Source organism: Paraburkholderia caffeinilytica, from assembly GCF_051027425.1.
Lineage (GTDB): Bacteria > Pseudomonadota > Gammaproteobacteria > Burkholderiales > Burkholderiaceae > Paraburkholderia > Paraburkholderia caffeinilytica_A.
In genome coordinates, this window is the sequence record NZ_CP186552.1 from 550,741 (window position 1) to 571,097 (window position 20,357).

Below are 20,357 nucleotides of genomic sequence, written 5' to 3' on the forward strand. Positions count from 1 at the left end.
TCCACTCTCCTAAGCCGCTGGCCGCTTCACCGGAGCATTGACCAGCGCGATGCCGGTCAGCACCAGCACCGCCGCCATCAGAAAGCGCAGGCTGAACGATTCGCCGAGCAACAACACGCCGAAGGTCACGCCGAACAACGGTGTCAGGAACGAAAACACCGACAGGCGCGACGCGATGTAACGCGTCAACAGCCAGAACCACACCAGATAGCTGACGAACGCGACGACTACCGCCTGGTACGCGAGGCTCACCACAGCCAGCGGGGTGACGGCTGCCACGTGTGCCTGACCGAGCCCCAGCGCAAGTGCGAGCAGGACTACCGCCGACACCGTCAATTGATAGAACAGCGTTTTGCTGGCGCTCGATTGGGCGAGGCGCGTGGCGCGCACCACCACGGTGGTTGCGGCCCACGCGATGCCGGCTAGCACGCCGAGCGCGTCGCCGGCGACACCCGTGAGCGTCGATCCTTGCGCCGCATGGCCGTGCAGGAAGCCATCTGCGAACGCCAGCGCCATACCCGCAAACGCCACCAGGATGCCGAGCCACTGAATGCGCCGCATCCGCTCGCCGTCGACGAACCAGTGCAGCCCGAGCGCCGTGAAGCACGGTGCGGTGTACAGAAAAACCGCCATGCGCGACGCGCTGGTCAGCGTCAGGCCGAGAAAAATGCACACGAATTCCGCCGCGAACAGCATGCCCGCGAGCAAACCCGCGCCTAAGGTGCCGTCGTCGCGAAAGAGCGGCGTGCCGCGCGAGCGTGCCCAGCCCCAGACCAGCAAGGCCGCGATCGCCGAGCGCAGGCCGGCCTGGAATACCGGCGGCAGCGCCGCGTTGGTGCTCTTGATCGCGACTTGCTGGAGCCCCCAGATCGCGCACAAACCGATCATCAACAGGATGGCGAAGCTATCCGGGGTGCGGCGCGCGGGCAGGGCGGTGGTGCTCATGGGGTGGTGGCGTGGCGAAAAGAATGGGCGGCCGCCAGTATGCCGTCGCCGTGCGGATCGCGGTAGTCGGGTGAATGGCTAGTCCGACTTTTAAGCCGGCTGACCAGGCGCAGAAGGGCGGCGGTAGTTCATACGATATCAAACCGTCCGCGCCGGGATGGGATGCCCCCACCGTCTACGCGTGCTTCCTGCAAGCTGCAAGCATTTCGATGACATAACAACACTTGCGTCAGTCTACTTTCTTCCTGCCCCGGTTTCGCGCTAAGGTTCACCCACACGCATTTCGTCAGGTCATTCAGACAGCCTGAATTGGTCATCGTGCAAGGTTCCTGGGCGGCCCCTTCACCGTAACTGTCGATTTGCGCGGCCTCAATGAGCAGCGTGCCGGTACTTTGCATCAAGCGTGGCGGTGTCGAAATATCCGTGAAAAGCGGGAACCTGTCCGAGGAGACTGTATGAAGAACGTATCCAGGTGGGCAATAGCAGCTGTGCCCGCAGCGTTGGCATGCCATATGGCGCATGCTCAATCGAGCGTGACGCTCTACGGTGTAATCGACGAAAGCGTGCGATATCTGACTCACGCAAACACGGCCGGAGATTCGTCGGTTGCGCTCGGCAACGGCGGCATGACCCAGAGCCGCTGGGGCATAAGGGGCGTCGAGGATCTGGGCGGCGGCTGGTCTACGTTCTTCAAGCTCGAAAACCGTTTCTACATGAATAGCGGCCAAAGCGACCCCACCTTGCCGTTCTTCAATGAGGCGCAAGTGGGCGTGCGTTCGGATTCCTATGGTCAGGTGATCTTCGGCCGTCAGTACAACGTGATGATCGAGGGCGTGACCATCGGCGGTTACGGCAGCAATCTCTGGATTCCGTACGATTTCAGCTTTCAGCCGGAAGTGACGATGACCGGCGGTATCTGGACCAGCAACCAGGTGCAGTATCAGGCGAAATATGCCGGTTTCTATCTGGCCACCGGCTATGCATTCGGCGGCAATGCGGGCAATTCATACGGCAGCCAGGTCGGCGTGGCGCTTGCTTATGCGCCAGGTGGTCCGTTCACTTTCGGCGGCGCGTATCAGGAGTCGAAAGATTCGGTCAACGGCGCGGCCGCGAAAGCGTGGACCTTCGGCGGGTCGTACACGTGGAACCTGACCCGCTTCTCTGTCGGCTATATCGTCGATCAGAACGATGCGGGCTTTTCGAATTTCGCCAACGGGCCGTTCACCGCGCCCGCGCTGGCCGCGCTCAAGTACACGGACTTTGCGCGGCGCCGCATGATCATGGGCGGCATCACGCAGCAGCTCAGCAACAAATGGCACTTCGCCGCGAATGTCTGGCGCACGCTGCAGGACGGCAAAACCGCCGCGCAGAACGGCTCGGCATGGCAGTATCAACTGGTCGCCGACTACAACCTGTCCCTGCGTACCGATGTCTATCTGGAAGGCGATTACTCGCTATACCGGGGCGACCTGATCGGCGCGCAGTTGCAAGGTGTCAACGGTGTCGGGCTTGCGCAGAAGGGCAGCCAGATCGGCCTGATGGCCGGCATACGGCATCAGTTCTGAGCCCTTACCAACTCCAGCGCGCGCCCAGATTGCCCTCCACCGTGCTGCGGTGCTCGCCGTTCACATTCATGGTGTAGCTCGCGGTGGCGAACACACTGCCGCGAGCGCTCAAATGCGCAACCATGCCGATGCCGAACTGGGCGGCCGTGGCGGCGACATCGGTGGGAATCACGGTTGTCCCGGCGAAGGTCGCGCTATCGGTTCCGTTGAAGTAGCGCCACAGATTCGCGCGCAGATAGGGTTGCCACTGCGTGCCCGCGCCTTCGAAGCTGCCTTGCAGGCGGAGTCCGAGGCGGCCCACCAGACCGTTCGCCGAGTGAAACGATACGTTCGAAATACCATCGTTGAGATCGTTGATCGAGGCGTGCTGCCAGATCAGTTGCGCTTGCGGTTCGAGGCTGAGACTGGCGCTTAGTGGAACAGGCAAGCCGGCTTCCAGCGAGGTCGTGACCGCATGTCCATGCGTGCTCGCGCCGATGCCCTGATTCGACGATGGATCGAGCGTGAGCGAACTGCCCATCGCGACCGCATCGGTGTACCAGCCGCCCGGACCGATGTGTGTCCAATAGAGGCCTGCGCTGTATGCATTGATCGACAGCCGCCCGGCCGACAGATCGGGAAAGCCGAGCGCGAAGCCGTTCACGTCGCCTGTCGCGCGGGCAAAGCCGATGAAGAATCCATAGTGATTGCGCTGGCCGCTTGCACTGCGATCCGCGTAGATATCGTGGCCCACTTGTACGCCGGCCATCGTTCCGCTGAATTCGGGGTTGGCGGCACCGCCGTTGCTCTGCGAGCTGTGCTCGCCCCAGACACGCGCCCATGCCGCGGCTAGCGGGCCGCTTTCGCTCAGCAGTGCCTGCTCGCCCTGGCGGTCGTGAAAGGTGCCGATCTGTGCGATACCGAGTTCGCGTGTGAGAACCGGGACCTCGGCGTAGACGGGCACTTCCATCCGGTAGAGCGGCGTCGCGGCGGCGCCTGCGGGTGGTGGCGCAGGCAAGGGCGGCGTGCCGGGCGCCGCGAACGGTGCGGCTGCGGCGCTTGGTGTGGGCGTTGGAGTTGGTGTCGGAGTTGGCGAGGGCGTCGGCGTGGGTGCCGGAGTCGGCGCCGCAGCCAGAGTCGAGCGCAAATACCAGTTATCTGCCGTCCCCGCGCTCACGCCGCCTTTGAACAGGTAGTACGTGTAAGCGCCTGCGGTCAGCGGTTTCGGCAGCGTGAAGGCGGCTGCCGTCGTCGTCGCGCCGTTGCTCGCCTGCACGACAAGAATGCCGTCGCTGAGCGTGGCGCCGCCGGAGCCACCGGCGTTGGTGACGCCGAGCAACGTGTTGCCCGAGCCGACGCCTTGCGCGATCACCAGCTTGTCGCTCGGTGAGCCATCCGTGCCCAACACCGTCTGTAGTAGCAGGCGGCCATTGAGTCCGGTGTAGTTGCCGTTGATCACCAGCGTATTGCGCGTAGCTGTCGCACCGTTGGTCAAATCGATGGTGCCTGCATTGTTGACGTTCACGAGCTGACCCGCGACCGCCGGCGCGATTGTCGCCGTACCGCCAAAGCCACCCGCGAACACCGTGCTGCTCGAATCGACGTTGAGCGTGCCGGTCAGCGTGCCGCTGTCGCCGAGCACGAGGCCGTTGGCGTCGAGCGTCAACTGGCTGCCGTTGGTAACGTTGACGGTCTCCCAGTTGATGAAGCGACCGAGGCCGCTCGCCGACGTGCCGTTGAAATTGAGCACGTCGTTGCCGGTTCCACCGTCGAAGCTCGGTACGCCGGCCAGATTGGTGTCGGTGAGGCCGGTGAGGTTGGCGGTGTCGTTGCCTGCGTCGAGCCGCACGAAGCCGGTGACGGTGCCTGCGCTCCAGTTGAAAGTGTCGTTGCCGCTGTCGGTCCAGATCGCGCGGCCGTTGCCGCCCGCAATGTTGCCCGTGTTGTTGATGACGGTGTCGACCGTGCCGATCACACTGATTGCCTGGCTGCCGGCTGCGGTGATCGAACCGCTGTTGGTGACGGTCGATGCGCCGCCGGAGAGGGCAATTGCGTTGACCGCACCTGCAATCGCGCCCGCGTTGTTGAACGTGCCGCCGCCGTTCGCCACGATGGCATTGGCCTGCTGACTCACGATGCTTGCGCCCGCCGCATTGTTCAGCGTGACGGGGCCGGAAAAGATGGCGCCGAGGCCGCCGGTCCCGCGCGCGGTCACTGAGCCGGTATTCGTCACGATGCCGGGCGCAGTGTCCTGCGAAACGAGGCCATGCGAACTTGCACCGGAGACGTCGATCGTGCCGTGATTGGTCAGCACGTTGTTGCCGGTTCCGCCGACGGCGTTGCCATTGGCCAGCATTCCATACGAACCGGCGCCCGTCGTCGTGATCGAGCCGTTGTTGACGAGCGTGTCGTTGTTCGTCAACGCCGCCATGCCGTGCGAACCGTCGCCGCTCGTTGCAAGCGTGCCGTTGTTGGTCAGCGTGCCGCCACCGGGGCTCGCGAAGTCATGCATTGCGACTGAGTTGTTGCCGGTGGTGCGGATTACGCCGGCGGTGTCGTTGAGCATCGTGACCGCGGCAGAGCTGTTGAACATGCCCTCCGATTCGACTCCGCTGGTAACGATCGTGCCGCGGTTGATCAACACGTCATGGCCGGCACCACCGCTAGCGCCTTGCGCCGAGATGGCGTCGAAGGTGTCGCCGGCGCCGTTCAAGGTGCCGAGGTTGGTGACGGTGCTGCCGTCGCGCACAAGAATGACGTTGTTGCCGGTGACGTCGAGTTCGGCCCCCGCTTGCACGTTCACCGTGACGTTGGTGCTTCCGGCAACGGCGGCGACTGGCGTGGTGGACGGATTGGGGGTGCTGCTACTGCAGGTGACGGTTTGTCCGCTGACCGGCGCGGTGTTGTCGCAGGTAGCGAATGCATGCTCGCATGGTAGAAGGGCCGCGATTCCGAGCGCGGACGAAAAGGCTTCGAGCAGACGCAAACGAACAGGCACATGTCTCGAGCATGCACGGCGCATACGATGGTCCTCCAGTAGAACAGCTCTGGTCGGTTCCTGCTGGGTCTGCTCTGCGTGCTGCGCCGTCTCTTGAGATATTGTGACTGGACGATGTGCCAAAGAATGTACCGTTGGGCGGATTTAGTCAACGACTTGAATGACGCAGGCGGGACCGGCAAACCCGTATGACCGTACGTGAAGAACGCTGTCTCTGGCGGCGCGCGAAGGCCATGCGAAGGTCACGCAAAAGCCCAGAAAAAAACCACGCAAAAACGCGCCCGCAAGACTCACTCAGGTGTGCTTTCCATGCGTCGCTTCGACCGCTGTGGATCGATCAGTGCGAAACCTGCCGCGCCGACAATCAGCAACAACACGCCGGTTACCGCGAAGCCGATCTCGTAGCCTCGCGCGTCGCCTGCCGCGCCGAGCAGCTTGCCCATCGCGACGGGGCCGATCAGGCCGGCGGTGGTGACGACCGAATTGGTAATCGCCAGCAGGGCACCGCGCCGCGCCGCTGGCGCAACTTCGGCGACTAGCATCGGACCGAAGGTGAAAGTCTGGATTGCCAGCGCGCTAGCGAGTCCCATCAAGGCGACTTTGACGAACGGCGGCGCACCGAACAACAAAGAGCAGTACGCAAATCCACTCGTCACACATGCTGCACTGATCACTTTGCCGCGCGCCACCTTCGACGGCACGCCGCGTTTGAGCATTCGATGTGAAACCATCACGAGCGCGATACCGAGCGGGATCTGCGCCGCGACTTGCAGCGCGAACAACCAGCCGGCCTGGGTTGCGGCAAAGCCGAGGCCGAGCCGGAAATACGCGGGCACCCAGGTGAAGCCGATGGCGATCACCGCATAGCCGACAAAGCATTGCAGCATGACGCCGATAACGGTGCGGTCGCTGAGCATGCGCCGAAAGCGCAATGACGCGGCACGCGGGCCACCCGCCGCGGCGGTAAACGCGGGTGATGGGTTGTGCTGACGATTCCCTGTCTTGCCAAGGCACAGCCACAACACGGTCCAGCCGATGCCGACCGCGCCGAGCGTGAGAAACGTCGCGTGCCAGTGCCACCGCTGCGAGATATAGGTGAGCAACGGTCCCGCGATGATGACGCCCGCAGTCGCCCCCTGTTGAACAATAGCGGTAGGCAGGTTGCGTTCGTGATCGTCGAACCAGGTGTAAACCACATGCAGCGCAAGCGGCGAGGCCGGTCCTTCGCCTGCCCCCAGCAGGACGCGGCATAGCAGCAGCACGGCAAAGCTGGTCGGCCATGCGAGCGGCAATTGCGCTACCGCCCAGATCAGTGCGAGTGCGGCGAGCAGCCATTTCATGTTGACGCGGTCCGAGATCAGACCGACGGCGATGCCCGAAATCGAGAACAACACAAAAAACGCGCTGCCGACGAGGCCGAATTGACCGTGCGTCAACTGCATGTCATGCATCAGTGGAATCGCGACCAGACCGAGTACGGCCTTGTCGGCGAAGTTGATCAGCATGAACAGGAACAGCGAGGCGACGATTACCCAGCGGTGGCCTTGCGCGCGCTCATGTGTGTGAGAAGGATGAGCCGACGCCGTTTCGGCAAGCGTCGTGCAGCGTTTCGTGCTGCTGAGGAAAGTGGGCAAAGCGTGTCTCCATTTCTTGCGCGGTGCGCTGGGTTTTCGCCCATTTGAGGTGGTATAAATGAATTATTCAAGTGCATTCTCGTTATCGGGAGCTTGCAAGTTATGCATGAGGTCAATTCCCGCCGCCTTACCCATCTGATCGCGCTCGCGGAGGAGGGCAGCTTTGCGCGTGCGGCGGAGCGGGTTCATCTGAGCCAGCCGGCGTTGAGCCGCAGCATTCAGGCGCTCGAAGAAGAGGTCGGCATGAAACTGTTCGACCGCGCCGCGCGTGGTGTCGCGATGACCGCGGCCGGGCGGCTGCTGGTCGAGCGCGCCCGGCGCGTGCTGTTCGAAACGCGCTGCCTGTTTCGCGACGTCGAACTGCTGAAGGCGCACGAACTCGGCGAGGTACGCATCGGTCTCGGGCCCTATGCGGCCGTCGTGCTGCTGCCGGACCTGCTGGTGGAGTTCGCGCGGCGCTTTCCGAAGATCAAGGTGTCGATCGAACTTGGCGAAGGCGATGCGCTGCTTGCCAAGCTGCGCGCCGAACAGATCGACTTTATGGTGGCCGACCGCCGTGTGCCGCCCGTGACACCCGACGTCACGTTGCAGCGTCTGCCACGTCACGAAGGTGGCTGGTTTGCGCGGCCGGATCATCCCTTGTTTGAGCGCGACACGGTGCAGCTCACGGCGTTGCGCGATTTTCCGCTGGTGTCCGTGACCTTGCCCGCGTTCATGAAAGACGCTCTGCATCGTCTGCTCAAGTATCGCGCGCACGAGCAGATTCCGTTTCAGATCGAATGCAACGACGTGACGGTACTGAAGGACTTCGTTGCGCAGACCGATGCCGTTCTGTTCGCCACGGCATCCGCGGTGCGGCGCGATCTGGAGACACGGCGGCTGGCGCGCATCCCGCTCGCCAATCCGCCGCGTCTCGCGCTCGAGTTCGCGCTGGTGTATCTGGCCGAGCGCACGCCTTCGCCCGCCGCATATTCCGCGTTGGGACTCACCGAACAGGTGATGGAGGACGCCAACCGCGCAGCGCAGCGCTTGCTGCCTCTCGACTCGTCGGCGACGTGAGTGGAGCGCCAAACGGCAGGCTGATTGATCGCATGACCGGCCCCCTGTTTACCCTGAGTGCGGTTGACAAGACAATTCCGATCACGGACCATCCGGAATCCAGATTCCGGTTTGTCGTGAATCTTCATGTCTTAAGAGCAGCGAACCGAAGCTGAACACCGTATGACGATGATTTCCCCACGTGGCCGCGAAGTGCAGCCCAGCGCCATCGCAGCGCCCCGTCAGACGCGCAGCCAGCAGGGGCTCGTTCGCATGCTGCAAGCCGGGCGCGAACTGCTCGAAGCGAGCGGCAATCTCGACGATCTGTCGATCAACGATATCGTCGAGCGTGCGGGTACGTCGATCGGGGCGTTCTATCGGCGCTTCGACAACAAGGACAGCTTCTTCGAAGTCGTTCAGAACGCGGCAATGGAAGAAGGGCTCGGGCACGTGCGCGAGACCGTGGAGCGCGATCCGGCCTGGCGTTCGAACGACGCGGGCACGCTTGCCGATGCGGTCATTTCGTTTTACGTGGCGACGTTCCGGCGCAATCGCGGGCTGTATCACGCGTCGCTGCTGCGGGCGTCGCAGCGCAAAGCCAGTTGGGACGCCGTGAAATCGACCAATCACGAGGTTCTGGCGCTGATCGTGCCACGTCTCGTCAATGCGTTGGCGCAGTCGCGCGGCATCAAGGCCACGGGCAACGCTGCCCAGTCGCTCGAATTCGAAGTACGCGCCACCCTGCAGATGATCCTCGGCATGCTCGTCAACAGCGTGTTGAACGACCCCGGTCCTTTATCGCTTTCCAGCCGGCAATTGCAATCGTGGCTGCAAATCCGGGTGCGGCGCTGTCTCGGTTTGCCGGACAGCTGATTTTTTTTACCCAAAAAACGGAATCAGAATTCCGGTTCCTTTAATCGAACACAGATTCCCTGGTGCCGCGCGCTTTCCGCCACGCGCTGCCGAATATTCAAGGAGACATCGCTTGAGCTCATGTTGCCCCGAACTGGTCCGTAATCCCGCCTTCGACGCGCCGCATATCGGTGACCCGCTCGATGTCGCGTTCGACGCCGGTGTGAATCTCGCCTTCGCCATCGCCGCGCCGACCGTGCCGCCGCGTCTGACCGAACACTCGCGGCGCATGGCGCAGCGCATCTATCGCGTAGCCGAACGCGTGTATTGCGCGGTCGGTTATGCGATCGCGAACATCATCTTCGTGGTGGGCGACGACGGCATCGTGGTGATCGATGCGACCGAGGCGGTTTCCGCCGCGAAGCGTATCTATGACGACTTCTGCGCGATCGATCCGCGGCACGCCGGGCTGCCGGTCAAGGCCGTGGTCTACACGCACAACCATACGGACCACACGGGCGGCGTGCGTGCCTTCGTCGACGAGGCCGCGCTCGAAGCCGGCAGCGTCGAGATCATCGCGCACCGCTCGTTGATGGACACCGTGATCAACAACGCGAACCTCGTGGCGCCGATTCTCGCCACGCGGTCGGCCTACAGCTTCGGCACGCTGCTGCCGCCCGGCGCGACCGGCAAAGTCAACGCGGGTATCGGACCCGTGCTGATCGCCGAGCCGGCGAGCTTTTTCGCACCGACCCGCGTATTCGACGACAAGCTCGACATCGTGCTGGCGGGCGTGCGCTTCGAGTTCCGCTACGCGCCTTCGGAAGCCGACGATGAAATCGTCATGTGGCTGCCCGAACTCGGCGTGCTGCTGTCGGCGGAAGTGATCCAGGGCGAGTGTCTCGCGAACGTGCATACGTTGCGCGGCACGCGTTACCGCGATCCGGTGCGCTGGTATCAGACCATCGACATGATGCGCGGCTTCAACGCGGCGCATATGGTGCCGGCGCATGGCCGGCCGGTATCGGGCGCGCAGCATGTCGCCGAGGTATTGTGCGTGTATCGCGACGCGATCCAGTTCATCCACGATCAGACCATCCGCCACATGAACTTCGGTCTGAGCCCGGACGAACTTGCCGAGGCCATTCCCGCGCTGCCGCCGCATCTCGCGGAGCATGCGTGGCTCGGAGAGTACTACGGCACGGTCAAACATTCGGTGCGCCAGGTGTATAGCGGTCAGCTCGGCTGGTTCGACGGCGATCCGGCGTCGCTCGATCCGTTGCCGCGTGTTGAACGTTCGCAGCGCATGGTGCAGATGATGGGCGGCGCGGAAGCGGTGCGCGCCGCTGCGCTGGTGGCGTTGGACGATTCGGATTGGCGCTGGGCCGCGGAATTGGCCACGCTGCTGGTGCGCCTCGATAAAGCCGACGCCGGCGCGCGCAACATCAAGGCGACAGCGTTGCGCGAGTTGGGCTACCGCACGGTGAACACCAACTGGCGCAACTGGTATCTGAGCGCGGCGCGCGAACTCGAACACGCGTACGACGAACTGCCGTTTGGCGGCAGTTCGAGTCTCGCCTCGGTGGATGTATTGCGTGCGCAGCCGCTGCGCAACGTGTTCCGGCGCTTCAGCGTAAACGTCGATCCGGAACGTTGCGCCGACATGCAGATGACACTCGCATTCCGCGTGACGGATCGCAATGAAACGCATGCGCTCGAACTGCGGCGTGGCGTGTTGCAGATTCACGAGCGCACACCTTCTGCAATCGACGTTCAACTCGCGCTTGAAACGGGCACCCTGTACGGCATGCTGAACAACATGGCGATGCAGTTGCCGAAGTGCATCGAGAGCGGCACAGTGATGCTGGAGCGTGGCACGGTAGATCAGTTGCGCAGCTTTTTCGACTGCTTTGACCGGCCCGCGCGGCGTATGCCCGCGCTGACTACGCGATAGATGCAGCGCGGCTCGCCTCGGTACGCCGGTGCAGCGGCACATCGTGCAGCGGCGCATCGCGATGCGAAATCAGGGGAGGAGACATGGAAAAAATCTGGTTGAAGTCCTATCCGCCGGGTGTCCCGGCACAGATCGATACTACGCAGTTCAGCTCCGTCGGCGACTTGCTGGAGCAAAGCTTCCAAACACACGCGGCAGATCGTGCATTCGTCTGCATGGGCCGAGAACTGACCTACGGCGAGCTCGATGCGAAGTCACGCGATCTTGCCGCCTGGTTTCAATGGCTGGGTCTCGCGCGCGGCACGCGCATCGCCGTGATGCTGCCGAACGTGTTGCAGTATCCGGTGGTCATGGCCGCGATTCTGCGTGCGGGTTACGTGGTGGTGAACGTCAATCCGATGTACACGCCGCGAGAACTGGAGCATCAATTGAACGACAGCGGCGCTGAAGCGATCGTGCTGCTCGAACCGTTCATGAAGACGCTCGAGGCCGTCGAGGCCAATACGTCGATCAGACATGTCGTGCTGACCTCGATCGGCGAGATGCTCGGCGCGGGGAGTCCTGAGATTGCGGACAATGCGTCGACCTCTTCGCGTATTGCGCTGAACGATGCGATCGCGCGTGGTTCGGAGGCGGGCTTCACACCCGTCACGCTGACGCAAAGCGATGTGGCGGTGCTGCAATACACCGGCGGCACCACCGGCGTTTCGAAAGGCGCCACCTTGCTGCACGGCAATCTGATTGCCAACGTCCTGCAATCGGAGTTGTGGCGCGAACCGGTTTATCGCGGGCGCACCGATATCGGGCAGTACATCACGGTGGTCGCGTTGCCGCTTTATCACATCTTCGGGCTGACGGTCTGCGGCCTGCTGACAATGCGTTGCGGCGGCCTGGGCATCCTGATTCCGAATCCGCGTGATCTGCCGGGGATGATCAAAGCCCTGCAAGGCTATGCGATCAACTCGTTCCCCGGCGTGAACACGATGTACAACGCGCTGCTGAACGAACCCGATTTCAAAACGCTCGACTTCTCGAAGCTGGTGCAATCGAACGGCGGCGGCATGGCTGTGCAGCAAGCCGTTGCACAACGCTGGCAGGCGCTGACTGGCGTGCCGATTGTCGAAGGTTACGGGCTCTCGGAAACCTCGCCGTGCGCCACGACCAATCTGCCGACATCCACCGCGTTCACCGGGACGGTCGGTTTGCCGCTGCCGTCCACGGATATTTCGATTCGCGATGACGCCGGCCAGGAAGTGCCCCTCGGCGAGCGCGGTGAAATCTGCATTCGCGGGCCGCAGGTGATGGCCGGCTATTGGAACCGTCCCGATGAAACCGCGAAGGTGATGACGCCGGACGGCTTCTTCAAATCCGGCGACATCGGCGTGATGACGGAAGAGGGTTTCGTGAAGATTGTGGATCGCAAGAAGGACATGATTCTGGTATCGGGTTTCAACGTCTATCCGAACGAAATCGAGGACGTGGTGGCGAAGCACCCGGGCGTGTTCGAAGTGGTGGCGGTCGGCGTGCCGGATGCGGAGGCGGGCGAAGTGGTGAAGCTTTACGTGGTGAAGAAAGACCCGGCGCTTACCGATGCGGACCTTCTCGCGTTCTGCAGGGAGCAACTGACGGGTTACAAGCGTCCCAAAATCATCGAGTTCCGCAGCGAACTGCCAAAGACCAATGTCGGCAAGATTTTGCGGCGCGCATTGCGCGACGAGGCGAAGAGCGTGGGTTGAAAACGGGCGGGCCACGCGTTTCGCCGCATGTCGCGCACTCTGCAGCGCGGCGTGATTCCGGGTACATTGTCGTTCTCGACATCACGCACTATGGAGTACACGATGCGCCTGCTTCACACCATGCTCCGGGTCGGCGACCTGGACCGTTCGATTGCCTTCTACACCGAACTGCTCGGTATGAAATTGCTGCGCCGCGACGACTATCCGGACGGCAAGTTCACACTCGCTTTCGTCGGCTATGAGGACGAACGTAACGGCACCGTTCTCGAACTCACGCACAATTGGGACACGCCGTCGTACGACCTCGGTACCGGCTTTGGGCACCTCGCCGTCGAAGTCGACGATGCCTATGCCGCTTGCGACAAGATCAAGGCACAAGGCGGCACGGTTGTGCGCGAAGCCGGTCCGATGAAACACGGCACGACCGTGATCGCTTTCGTGACGGATCCGGACGGCTACAAGATCGAATTCATCCAGAAGAAAAAGTGACGCAGGCGGCGGGGCGAGGACACGCAATGAATAACAGCAATCCCTACTTCAAGGAACTTGACGACATCCACGTCGAAATCCAGGCTTTGTTCGACGGTTCTGCGGATCACGGCGCGCTGGAGCGCATCATGTCGCGCTTCGCTCCGCAATTCACGCTGGTCATGCCGTCCGGCCTCGCACTCGACCACACGGGTCTGCGCGAGACCTTCGCGAAGCTGAACGGCGCGCGTCCCGGCTCGCAAATCACGATCCGCGATATGGAGATCGTGGCCGAGTATCCATCGGGCGCGGTGGTGAAATATCGTGAGTATCAGCGCGACAAGGCGGGCAATGCGAACGTGCGGCGCTCGACAGCTGTGATGGACCTGGACGCGCACGGCAAGGTAACGTGGCGTCACCTGCAGGAAACCTTCTGCACGGATTGAGCGGTGGGTTGCATTCAGAGGGCCGGTGCTTCGAGTTGAGGCGGCCGGCGTCAAGGCTTCCTGGCAGAAGACCGAGGACCAAAGTCTTGAACGGCCGAAGAAGAAGGTCCGAGGCTTCTAAAGCGTCGGCAGCAATTCCGGTGGATGCGATTTCAACGTCTGCCGCGCTTCGCGGAATTCCGGAAAAATCGATTCGACCGTCTGCCAGAAGCGCGGACTGTGATTCATCTCACGCAGATGTGCGAGCTCGTGCGCGACAACATAGTCGATGATCGACAGCGGAAAGTGGATCAGCCGCCAGTTCAGACGAATCTTGCCGTCGCTCGAACAACTGCCCCACCGCGTGGCCGCCGAAGAGAGTGCATACGCGCGATAGTTGACGCCCAGCTTCTCCGCGTAGATATCGAGGCGTTCGCCGAACAGGCGCTTCGCTTCGCCTTGCAGCCAGCCTTGCACACGGTCCTTGATCTGCTGCGGGTCCGCTTGCAACGGCAGTGGCAGCTGCAGCGCGGCTTCATCCGCGCTGAACGCGAGCGTGCCTTGCGGCGAACCGAGCTTGATGCGCACCGGCTGGCCAAGATACGGCACCTCAGCACCATCTTTCCAGTCGACCTTGGGCAACGCGCGCTGTTCGACACGCGTCTGCCATTCGATCAGCTTCGCAAAAATCCAGCGCTGCTTTTCGGTGATCGCGGTTTCAATATCGGCGAGCGTGACCCAGCGTGGTGCGGTAATCATCAGGCCGGTACTGTCGATCGCAAAGCCGATCGAGCGGCGCGCCGAACGCTTCAGCACATAGTGCAGCGTGCGCGAACCGATGGTGAGGCTGCGCAGTTTGGTGCCGTCCGGTGCGAGCGGCACGGCCGGCTGCTGCCCGCTCTGCGAGCCCGCCGACGGTGCGGAGGGTGTTGGGGACGACGACGTCGACCCCGGCTCGGCGAAGAGCGGGAGATCGAGCTGCCGGTTATCGAGCGCCGCAGCAGGCTGCGACGTAGGAGACTTCTGCATCGGATTCGGCTTCGCGCAAATGCGCCTTCGAGGGCGCGGGCGCGTCAGATTGGTGCGGCGGCGGAGGTGCTATCCGCCGCGCGGTACGCAGTAGGATCGATGCGACGCATTTCAGCTTCGATCCACTGTTCGACGCGCGTGTTCACTTCGTCGGGCGTGAGCCCCGTCGTGTCGATCGGCTTGCCGATCGACACTGTGACTATACCCGCATATTTGAGAAACGAGTTGCGCGGCCACACACGTCCGGCGTTGTGCGCGATCGGCACGACCGGCGCGCCAGTCGCAATCGCGAAACGCGCACCGCCGGTTTTGTACTTGCCTTGCTTGCCGGTCGGCGTGCGCGTGCCTTCCGGAAACATGATCACCCAAGCACCTTCGGCCATGCGCTGCTTGCCTTGCTTGATGACCGATTCGAACGCGTACTTGCCTTCCTTGCGGTCGATGTGAACCATCTTCAGCATGCCGAGCGCCCAGCCGAAGAACGGCACGAACAGCAGCTCGCGCTTGAACACGTAGCACAGCGGACGCGGCATCAGCGCCGGAAACGCCAGCGTTTCCCAGGCCGATTGATGCTTGGACAGTAGCACGGCGGGCCCGTCTGGCAGGTTTTCAAACCCTTCAATTTTATAGCGGATGCCGTTCAGCCAGCGCACCGTGTGGAGCGTGGCGCGGCACCAGCCGGCCGCCATCCAGTAGCGATTGTCGGCGCGCATGAACGGAAACGCGATGAAGCATGCGGTTGCGTACGGCACCGTGAAGAGCACGAAGTAGATCAGCAGGAGCAAAGAGCGAATGAAGCGCATCGGCGTGGTCTGTGAGGGTTGGGGACGCGCGTGGCGCGCATCACTCTTGAGCGTCGGAAAGGAAGTCGAGTGCGAACGCGCGCAGGTCGTCGTGCACGCGCGTGCCTTCGGGCAAGTCGCCGGCCTGGAGCGTCTTGCGGCCCTTGCCCGTCAGCACCAGATGCGTCGGATGGCCGAGCGACGCGCCCGCCTGCAGGTCGCGCATTGCGTCGCCGACTACCGGCGTATGCTGCGGATCGACTTCGAAACGTTCAGCGATCATCTTAAGCATACCGGGCTTTGGCTTGCGGCATTCGCAGTGATCTTCCGCCGTATGCGGACAGAAGAATACCGCGTCGATGCGGCCGCCGACCGCCGCCGCCATGCGATGCATTTTCAGATGCATCGCATTGAGCGCGTTCATGTCGAAGAGACCGCGGCCAATGCCAGACTGGTTGGTCGCGACAGCCACGCGATAACCCGCCTGGCTCAGTCGCGCGATGGCTTCGAGCGAACCCGGCAGGGCGATCCATTCGTCCGGCGACTTGATGAACGCGTCGGAATCGACGTTGATCACGCCGTCGCGGTCGAGGATCACCACTTTTTTTGTCGGCATGGCGCGGGGCTCAGGCGGCGAGTCGGGAAATGTCGGCGACGCAATTCATCTGCTGATGCAGCGCGCCGAGCAAGGCCAGACGGTTGGCGCGCAACGCCGGATCTTCGGCGTTGACCATCACGTCGTTGAAGAACGTGTCGACCGGTTCGCGCAACGCGGCGAGCGCGGTCAGTGCGCCCGTGTAGTCGCGCGCGGCGAGCTGCGATTGCACCCGCGGCGAGACCTGTTCAAGCTGCGCGTGCAAGGTTTTTTCGGCTGCTTCAACGAGCAACGTGGCTTGCACGCCGCCGGTCGTGGCGCTTTCCGACTTCTTCAGGATGTTCGAAATACGCTTGTTGGCTGCCGCAAGCGATGCCGCTTCCGGCAGCGCCGCGAATTCGCGCACCGCATCCAGACGCGCGACGATGTCGTCGAGGCGCGTGGGGTTCAGCGCCAGCACCGCGTCGATTTCACCCGGCGCGTAACCACGCTCGCGCAGCAGACCGCGCAGACGGTCCATGCTGAATTCGTAGATCGCCTGCGTCGAATCGGCGACGCCCGGCACGGCGGCGAATTGCGCATAAGCGGTGCGCAGCAGTTCGATCAGATCGACCGGCAATTGCTTTTCAACCAGAATCCGCAGTACGCCGAGCGCATGACGGCGCAGCGCGAACGGATCTTTCTCGCCCGTGGGCTGCAGACCGATGCCCCAGATGCCGACCAGTGTTTCGAGCTTGTCGGCGAGCGCGACGACGGTGCCGGTTGCCGTGGCCGGCAAGGCGTCACCGGAGAAACGCGGCTGATAGTGTTCCGAGCACGCCAGCGCAACTTCTTCCGGCTCGCCGTCGTGGCGCGCGTAGTACGTGCCCATCGTGCCTTGCAGCTCGGGGAATTCGCCGACCATGTCGGTGATCAGATCGGCCTTGGCGAGACGCGCGGCGCGTTTTGCCAGCGCCACATCTGCGCCGATCAGCGAGGCGATTGCACCCGCCAGCGCTTCGACGCGCTCGACGCGTTGCAGCGCCGAACCGAGCTTGTTGTGATACACGACGTTGGCGAGCAGCGGCACGCGCTCGGCGAGCGGCTTCTTCTTGTCCTGCTCGAAGAAGAACTTCGCATCGGCCAGACGCGGACGCACCACACGTTCGTTGCCTTCGACGATATCGCCAGGCGTCTTCGTTTCGATGTTCGACACGATCAGGAAGCGCGAGCGCAGCTTGCCGTTCGCATCCGTCAACGCGAAATATTTCTGGTTCGTCTGCATGGTCAGGATCAGGCATTCCTGCGGCACTTGCAGGAATTCGTCCTCGAAACGGCAGGCGTAGACCACCGGCCATTCGACCAGCGAATTCACTTCATCCAGCAGCGATTCCGGCATCACGACCTGATCGCCCTCGGCTTGCGCGAGCAGATGCGTGCGGATGGTTTCCTTGCGATCGGCGAAATTCGCGATCACGCGGCCCTTGTGCATCAGCGTATCGGCATACGAATCCGCGTGCTGGATTTGCACGAGGCCCTCGGACAGGAAGCGATGACCGAGCGTGGTGTCGTCGGCATCGACGCCCAGTGCCGTGACCGGCACGACCTGTTCGCCATGCAACGTGGTCAGGCGATGTACCGGACGCACGAACTGCACATTGGTGCCGTCCGGGCGTTGATACGTCATGACCTTCGGGATCGGCAGCTTGGCGAGCGTTTCGTCGAGTGCGCTTTGCAGGCCTTCGGCCAGCGTGGCGCCCGGCGCGGCGTAGCGCAGGAAGAAGGCTTCGGCCTTGCCGTCCTGCGCGCGCTCCAGGTCGTTCACCGAAAAATCGGGGAAGCCGAGCGCGGCCAGTTTCTTCGCGAGCGGCGCGGTGGGCTGGCCGTCTTTGTCTAGTGCGACCGAAACCGGCAGCACTTTTTCGCGCACGTGTTTTTCCGGCGCGACCGAACGCACATTTTTGATCGTGACGGCGAGACGGCGTGGCGTGGCGTAACGTTCGAACGACAGTTCGCCTTCGATCAGGTCGCGCGCCGCGAGGCGCTGCGCAATGCCTTCGGCGAAGGCGTCGCCGAGACGCGCAAGCGCTTTCGGCGGCAGTTCTTCGGTGAGCAGCTCGACGAGCAGGGTAGCTTGATGGGGTTGAGTCATTTCTAGGTGTTCTCGTCAGTCCTGGTCGATCTTGCGTTCGACTTTCAGCGGCGGCGCCCACGCGGGCATGGCGGCATCCTGTTCGTCGGTGGTCAGGCCGGGTACGCCGTGCACCGGATTGCCGAGCATCGGGAAACCGAGCTTTTCGCGCGAGTCGTAGTAAGCCTGTGCAACCAGACGCGACAGCGCGCGAATCCGGCCGATGTACGCCGCACGCTCCGTAACGGAGATCGCGCCGCGCGCGTCCAGCAGGTTGAACGTGTGGCCGGCCTTCAGCACCAGTTCATAGGCGGGCAGCGCGATCTGCGCGTCGATCATGCGCTTCGCTTCCGCTTCGTAGCTGTTGAAGAACGTGAACAGCAGATCGACGTTCGCATGCTCGAAGTTGTAGGTCGACTGTTCGACTTCATTCTGGTGGTACACGTCGCCATAAGTCAGGCGGCGCAGTTCCGGGCCGTTCGGGCCTTGCTCTTCCCACTCGGTCCAGACCAGGTCGTAGACGTTCTCGACCTTCTGCAGATACATGGCGAGACGTTCGAGACCGTAGGTGATTTCGCCCAGCACCGGCTTGCAATCCAGACCGCCGACCTGCTGGAAGTAGGTGAACTGGGTTACTTCCATGCCGTTCAGCCACACTTCCCAACCGAGGCCCCACGCGCCGAGCGTGGGGTTTTCCCAGTCGTCTTCGACGAAACGCACGTCGTTCTGCTTCAGATCGAAGCCGAGGGCCTCCAGCGAACCGAGGTACAGGTCGAGGATGTTTTCCGGCGCCGGCTTCAGCACGACCTGATACTGGTAGTAATGCTGCAGGCGGTTCGGGTTCTCGCCGTAGCGGCCGTCTTTCGGACGGCGCGACGGCTGCACATACGCGGCGCGCCACGGTTCCGGACCGATTGCGCGCAGAAAAGTATGGACGTGGGACGTGCCCGCGCCGACTTCCATGTCGATCGGCTGGAGCAAGGCGCAACCCTGCTTATCCCAGTAGGACTGCAGTGTCAGGATGATTTGCTGAAACGTGAGCATGAAGTGCCTTTCGGGCATAGGGCCGCGCCGCAAACGCCGGAGCGTGCGAGGTGGCCGTGGAGCGAAGTGCTAAACCGTAGATTTTAACGGAAAGGGAGGGGGGCGTCCGTTTTGGTGGGGCCGGACGAACCTGGCGCGCTCTTTAAACGACAAAGGGCCGCTTTAAGCGGCCCTTTGTCGTTTGCGCCTCAGGATGCGCTGATCGGCTAACTGCTCAAACTTATTAACGCATGCGTCCTTGAGTCAGTCACCTCGACAAACCCGCCAATCTCCATCTCCAGTTCCCGCGGCAGCGCGAGCATATTGCAAGACACAGCATTGCCGTAAATATTCTCCGTTCGCGCCAGAAAATTCCCCGGATTGAACAAAGGCGGCAAATGCCACCACATCCGGTATTCCTTCGACCACAACCACTCGATCAATGCCTGCGAACGGTCGAGCCGGTCGTTCTCCACGTAGATCACCGGCCGCGAGCGGGCGACGGTTTCCTCCGCGCCTAACAGCGTATTCAACTCGAACCCTTCGACGTTCAGCTTCAGCAGTCCCACGACATGCGAGCGCAACACATCGTCCAGCCGCACGCACGGAACCGGGAGCGTATTCGCCGCAGCCTCGGTTTGCATCGACACGGCGCCGAAGTTGCCCGGCGCATCGTAGTCTGGTTGCGCGAAGTGCAGTGTCCCCACCGTCGCCCCGCACGCATACGGCCAGGCCAGCACGTTACGCACACCATTGGCCGCGAGATTCGCGCACAGGTTCTGAAAGATCACCGGCTGCGGCTCGAATGCGACCAGCACCTGGCGGCGTGCCCGCGCCTCACGGGCCAGCATGACCGTATGCACGCCGATATTCGCGCCGACTTCCACGACGATGCCCGGCTGCACCAGCAACTGCCGCAACACGGCGGATTCGAGTTCGCAACATTCGCCGTATTCGATGAGTGCGCGGCCGAGATAGAAGTCGTTTGGATTGGCGAGCATCCAGCCGTGACGGGTCTGGACGAGCTGTGTGTGTTCGCTGAGCGGCAGCAAGGCAGGAGGAGGCGTAACCATGGACATTGAGCGGGAAAAAGACCACGCAAATGTACGGTTCGCCGCTGTCCTTGTATATAAGACGAGTTCTCAAGAATTCTTATTTCTCTGCAAGAACTCGCCGTCGGGACCTAAGACTCCGAGACGATCGGTTCAGGCGCCGATCGCCAGG

General features: G+C 62.6%; 16 protein-coding genes. 7 read left to right on the forward strand and 9 right to left on the reverse strand.

Translation table 11 applies throughout. The features are described from left to right. Positions 1-9: 9 nt before the first annotated feature. Complete coding sequence (locus ACOSV0_RS02400; protein ID WP_434108516.1) at positions 10-945, reverse strand: DMT family transporter; 936 nt, start codon at positions 943-945, stop codon at positions 10-12. A gap of 455 nt (positions 946-1,400) precedes the next feature. Here ACOSV0_RS02400 and ACOSV0_RS02405 point away from each other — a divergent pair, with 455 nt between their 5' ends. Beyond that, positions 1,401-2,510: a porin gene (locus tag ACOSV0_RS02405; RefSeq protein WP_434108517.1), complete on the forward strand. Its 1,110-nt coding sequence runs from the start codon at positions 1,401-1,403 to the stop codon at positions 2,508-2,510. 4 nt (positions 2,511-2,514) lie between these two features. Here ACOSV0_RS02405 and ACOSV0_RS02410 read toward each other — a convergent pair whose 3' ends face one another. Continuing rightward, positions 2,515-5,487 carry an autotransporter outer membrane beta-barrel domain-containing protein gene (locus tag ACOSV0_RS02410; RefSeq protein WP_434108518.1) on the reverse strand — a complete coding sequence of 991 codons (2,973 nt, stop codon included), beginning with the start codon at positions 5,485-5,487 and terminating at the stop codon, positions 2,515-2,517. A gap of 290 nt (positions 5,488-5,777) precedes the next feature. Then, positions 5,778-7,121, reverse strand: a complete 1,344-nt coding sequence (locus ACOSV0_RS02415) for an MFS transporter (RefSeq protein WP_434108519.1) — start codon at positions 7,119-7,121, stop codon at positions 5,778-5,780. Between the two features lie 102 nt (positions 7,122-7,223). Here ACOSV0_RS02415 and ACOSV0_RS02420 point away from each other — a divergent pair, with 102 nt between their 5' ends. From ACOSV0_RS02420 to ACOSV0_RS02445, 6 genes are all read left to right on the forward strand, one after another. Further along, the gene (locus ACOSV0_RS02420; RefSeq protein ID WP_434108520.1) at positions 7,224-8,180 is read left to right on the forward strand and encodes a LysR family transcriptional regulator; all 957 of its coding nucleotides are present in this window, start codon (positions 7,224-7,226) and stop codon (positions 8,178-8,180) included. 162 nt (positions 8,181-8,342) lie between these two features. Next, positions 8,343-9,032 (forward strand): TetR/AcrR family transcriptional regulator, encoded by a 690-nt coding sequence (locus ACOSV0_RS02425; RefSeq protein ID WP_434108521.1) that lies wholly within the window; start codon positions 8,343-8,345, stop codon positions 9,030-9,032. Between the two features lie 112 nt (positions 9,033-9,144). Then, positions 9,145-10,965, forward strand: coding sequence for an alkyl sulfatase dimerization domain-containing protein (locus ACOSV0_RS02430; RefSeq protein WP_434108523.1), 1,821 nt, complete (start codon positions 9,145-9,147; stop codon positions 10,963-10,965). An 83-nt stretch (positions 10,966-11,048) separates the two neighbouring features. After that, complete coding sequence (locus tag ACOSV0_RS02435) at positions 11,049-12,701, forward strand: long-chain-fatty-acid--CoA ligase (RefSeq protein ID WP_434108524.1); 1,653 nt, start codon at positions 11,049-11,051, stop codon at positions 12,699-12,701. Between the two features lie 102 nt (positions 12,702-12,803). Further along, positions 12,804-13,190 carry a lactoylglutathione lyase gene (gene gloA, locus ACOSV0_RS02440; protein ID WP_434110372.1) on the forward strand — a complete coding sequence of 129 codons (387 nt, stop codon included), beginning with the start codon at positions 12,804-12,806 and terminating at the stop codon, positions 13,188-13,190. Between the two features lie 26 nt (positions 13,191-13,216). Continuing rightward, positions 13,217-13,615 (forward strand): hypothetical protein, encoded by a 399-nt coding sequence (locus tag ACOSV0_RS02445; RefSeq protein WP_434108525.1) that lies wholly within the window; start codon positions 13,217-13,219, stop codon positions 13,613-13,615. A gap of 117 nt (positions 13,616-13,732) precedes the next feature. On the opposite strand, the gene ACOSV0_RS02450 is transcribed toward ACOSV0_RS02445, so the two are convergent. The 6 genes from ACOSV0_RS02450 to ACOSV0_RS02475 form a co-directional block, all read right to left on the reverse strand. Then, positions 13,733-14,623 carry a M48 family metallopeptidase gene (locus ACOSV0_RS02450; protein WP_434108526.1) on the reverse strand — a complete coding sequence of 297 codons (891 nt, stop codon included), beginning with the start codon at positions 14,621-14,623 and terminating at the stop codon, positions 13,733-13,735. A 44-nt stretch (positions 14,624-14,667) separates the two neighbouring features. Next, positions 14,668-15,426, reverse strand: coding sequence for a lysophospholipid acyltransferase family protein (locus ACOSV0_RS02455; protein ID WP_434108527.1), 759 nt, complete (start codon positions 15,424-15,426; stop codon positions 14,668-14,670). 40 nt (positions 15,427-15,466) lie between these two features. Next, positions 15,467-16,021 (reverse strand): D-glycero-beta-D-manno-heptose 1,7-bisphosphate 7-phosphatase, encoded by a 555-nt coding sequence (gmhB, locus tag ACOSV0_RS02460; protein WP_434108529.1) that lies wholly within the window; start codon positions 16,019-16,021, stop codon positions 15,467-15,469. A gap of 10 nt (positions 16,022-16,031) precedes the next feature. After that, the gene (gene glyS / locus ACOSV0_RS02465; protein WP_434108531.1) at positions 16,032-18,131 is read right to left on the reverse strand and encodes a glycine--tRNA ligase subunit beta; all 2,100 of its coding nucleotides are present in this window, start codon (positions 18,129-18,131) and stop codon (positions 16,032-16,034) included. Positions 18,132-18,146: 15 nt separating this feature from the next. Continuing rightward, on the reverse strand, positions 18,147-19,154 hold the full coding sequence (gene glyQ, locus ACOSV0_RS02470) for a glycine--tRNA ligase subunit alpha (RefSeq protein ID WP_013088411.1): 1,008 nt from the start codon (positions 19,152-19,154) through the stop codon (positions 18,147-18,149). A 206-nt stretch (positions 19,155-19,360) separates the two neighbouring features. After that, on the reverse strand, positions 19,361-20,206 hold the full coding sequence (locus ACOSV0_RS02475) for an FkbM family methyltransferase (RefSeq protein WP_434108533.1): 846 nt from the start codon (positions 20,204-20,206) through the stop codon (positions 19,361-19,363). Positions 20,207-20,357: the final 151 nt, after the last annotated feature.

Coding starts and splice junctions, on each gene's coding strand:
- ACOSV0_RS02400 (WP_434108516.1), bottom strand. CDS start 945: ATGAGCACCACCGCCCTGCCCGCGCGCCGCACCCCGGATAGCTTCGCC.
- ACOSV0_RS02455 (WP_434108527.1), bottom strand. CDS start 15,426: ATGCGCTTCATTCGCTCTTTGCTCCTGCTGATCTACTTCGTGCTCTTC.
- glyQ (WP_013088411.1), bottom strand. CDS start 19,154: ATGCTCACGTTTCAGCAAATCATCCTGACACTGCAGTCCTACTGGGAT.
- ACOSV0_RS02425 (WP_434108521.1), top strand. CDS start 8,343: ATGACGATGATTTCCCCACGTGGCCGCGAAGTGCAGCCCAGCGCCATC.
- gloA (WP_434110372.1), top strand. CDS start 12,804: ATGCGCCTGCTTCACACCATGCTCCGGGTCGGCGACCTGGACCGTTCG.
- ACOSV0_RS02445 (WP_434108525.1), top strand. CDS start 13,217: ATGAATAACAGCAATCCCTACTTCAAGGAACTTGACGACATCCACGTC.
- ACOSV0_RS02475 (WP_434108533.1), bottom strand. CDS start 20,206: ATGGTTACGCCTCCTCCTGCCTTGCTGCCGCTCAGCGAACACACACAG.
- gmhB (WP_434108529.1), bottom strand. CDS start 16,021: ATGCCGACAAAAAAAGTGGTGATCCTCGACCGCGACGGCGTGATCAAC.
- ACOSV0_RS02450 (WP_434108526.1), bottom strand. CDS start 14,623: ATGCAGAAGTCTCCTACGTCGCAGCCTGCTGCGGCGCTCGATAACCGG.
- glyS (WP_434108531.1), bottom strand. CDS start 18,131: ATGACTCAACCCCATCAAGCTACCCTGCTCGTCGAGCTGCTCACCGAA.
- ACOSV0_RS02420 (WP_434108520.1), top strand. CDS start 7,224: ATGCATGAGGTCAATTCCCGCCGCCTTACCCATCTGATCGCGCTCGCG.
- ACOSV0_RS02435 (WP_434108524.1), top strand. CDS start 11,049: ATGGAAAAAATCTGGTTGAAGTCCTATCCGCCGGGTGTCCCGGCACAG.
- ACOSV0_RS02405 (WP_434108517.1), top strand. CDS start 1,401: ATGAAGAACGTATCCAGGTGGGCAATAGCAGCTGTGCCCGCAGCGTTG.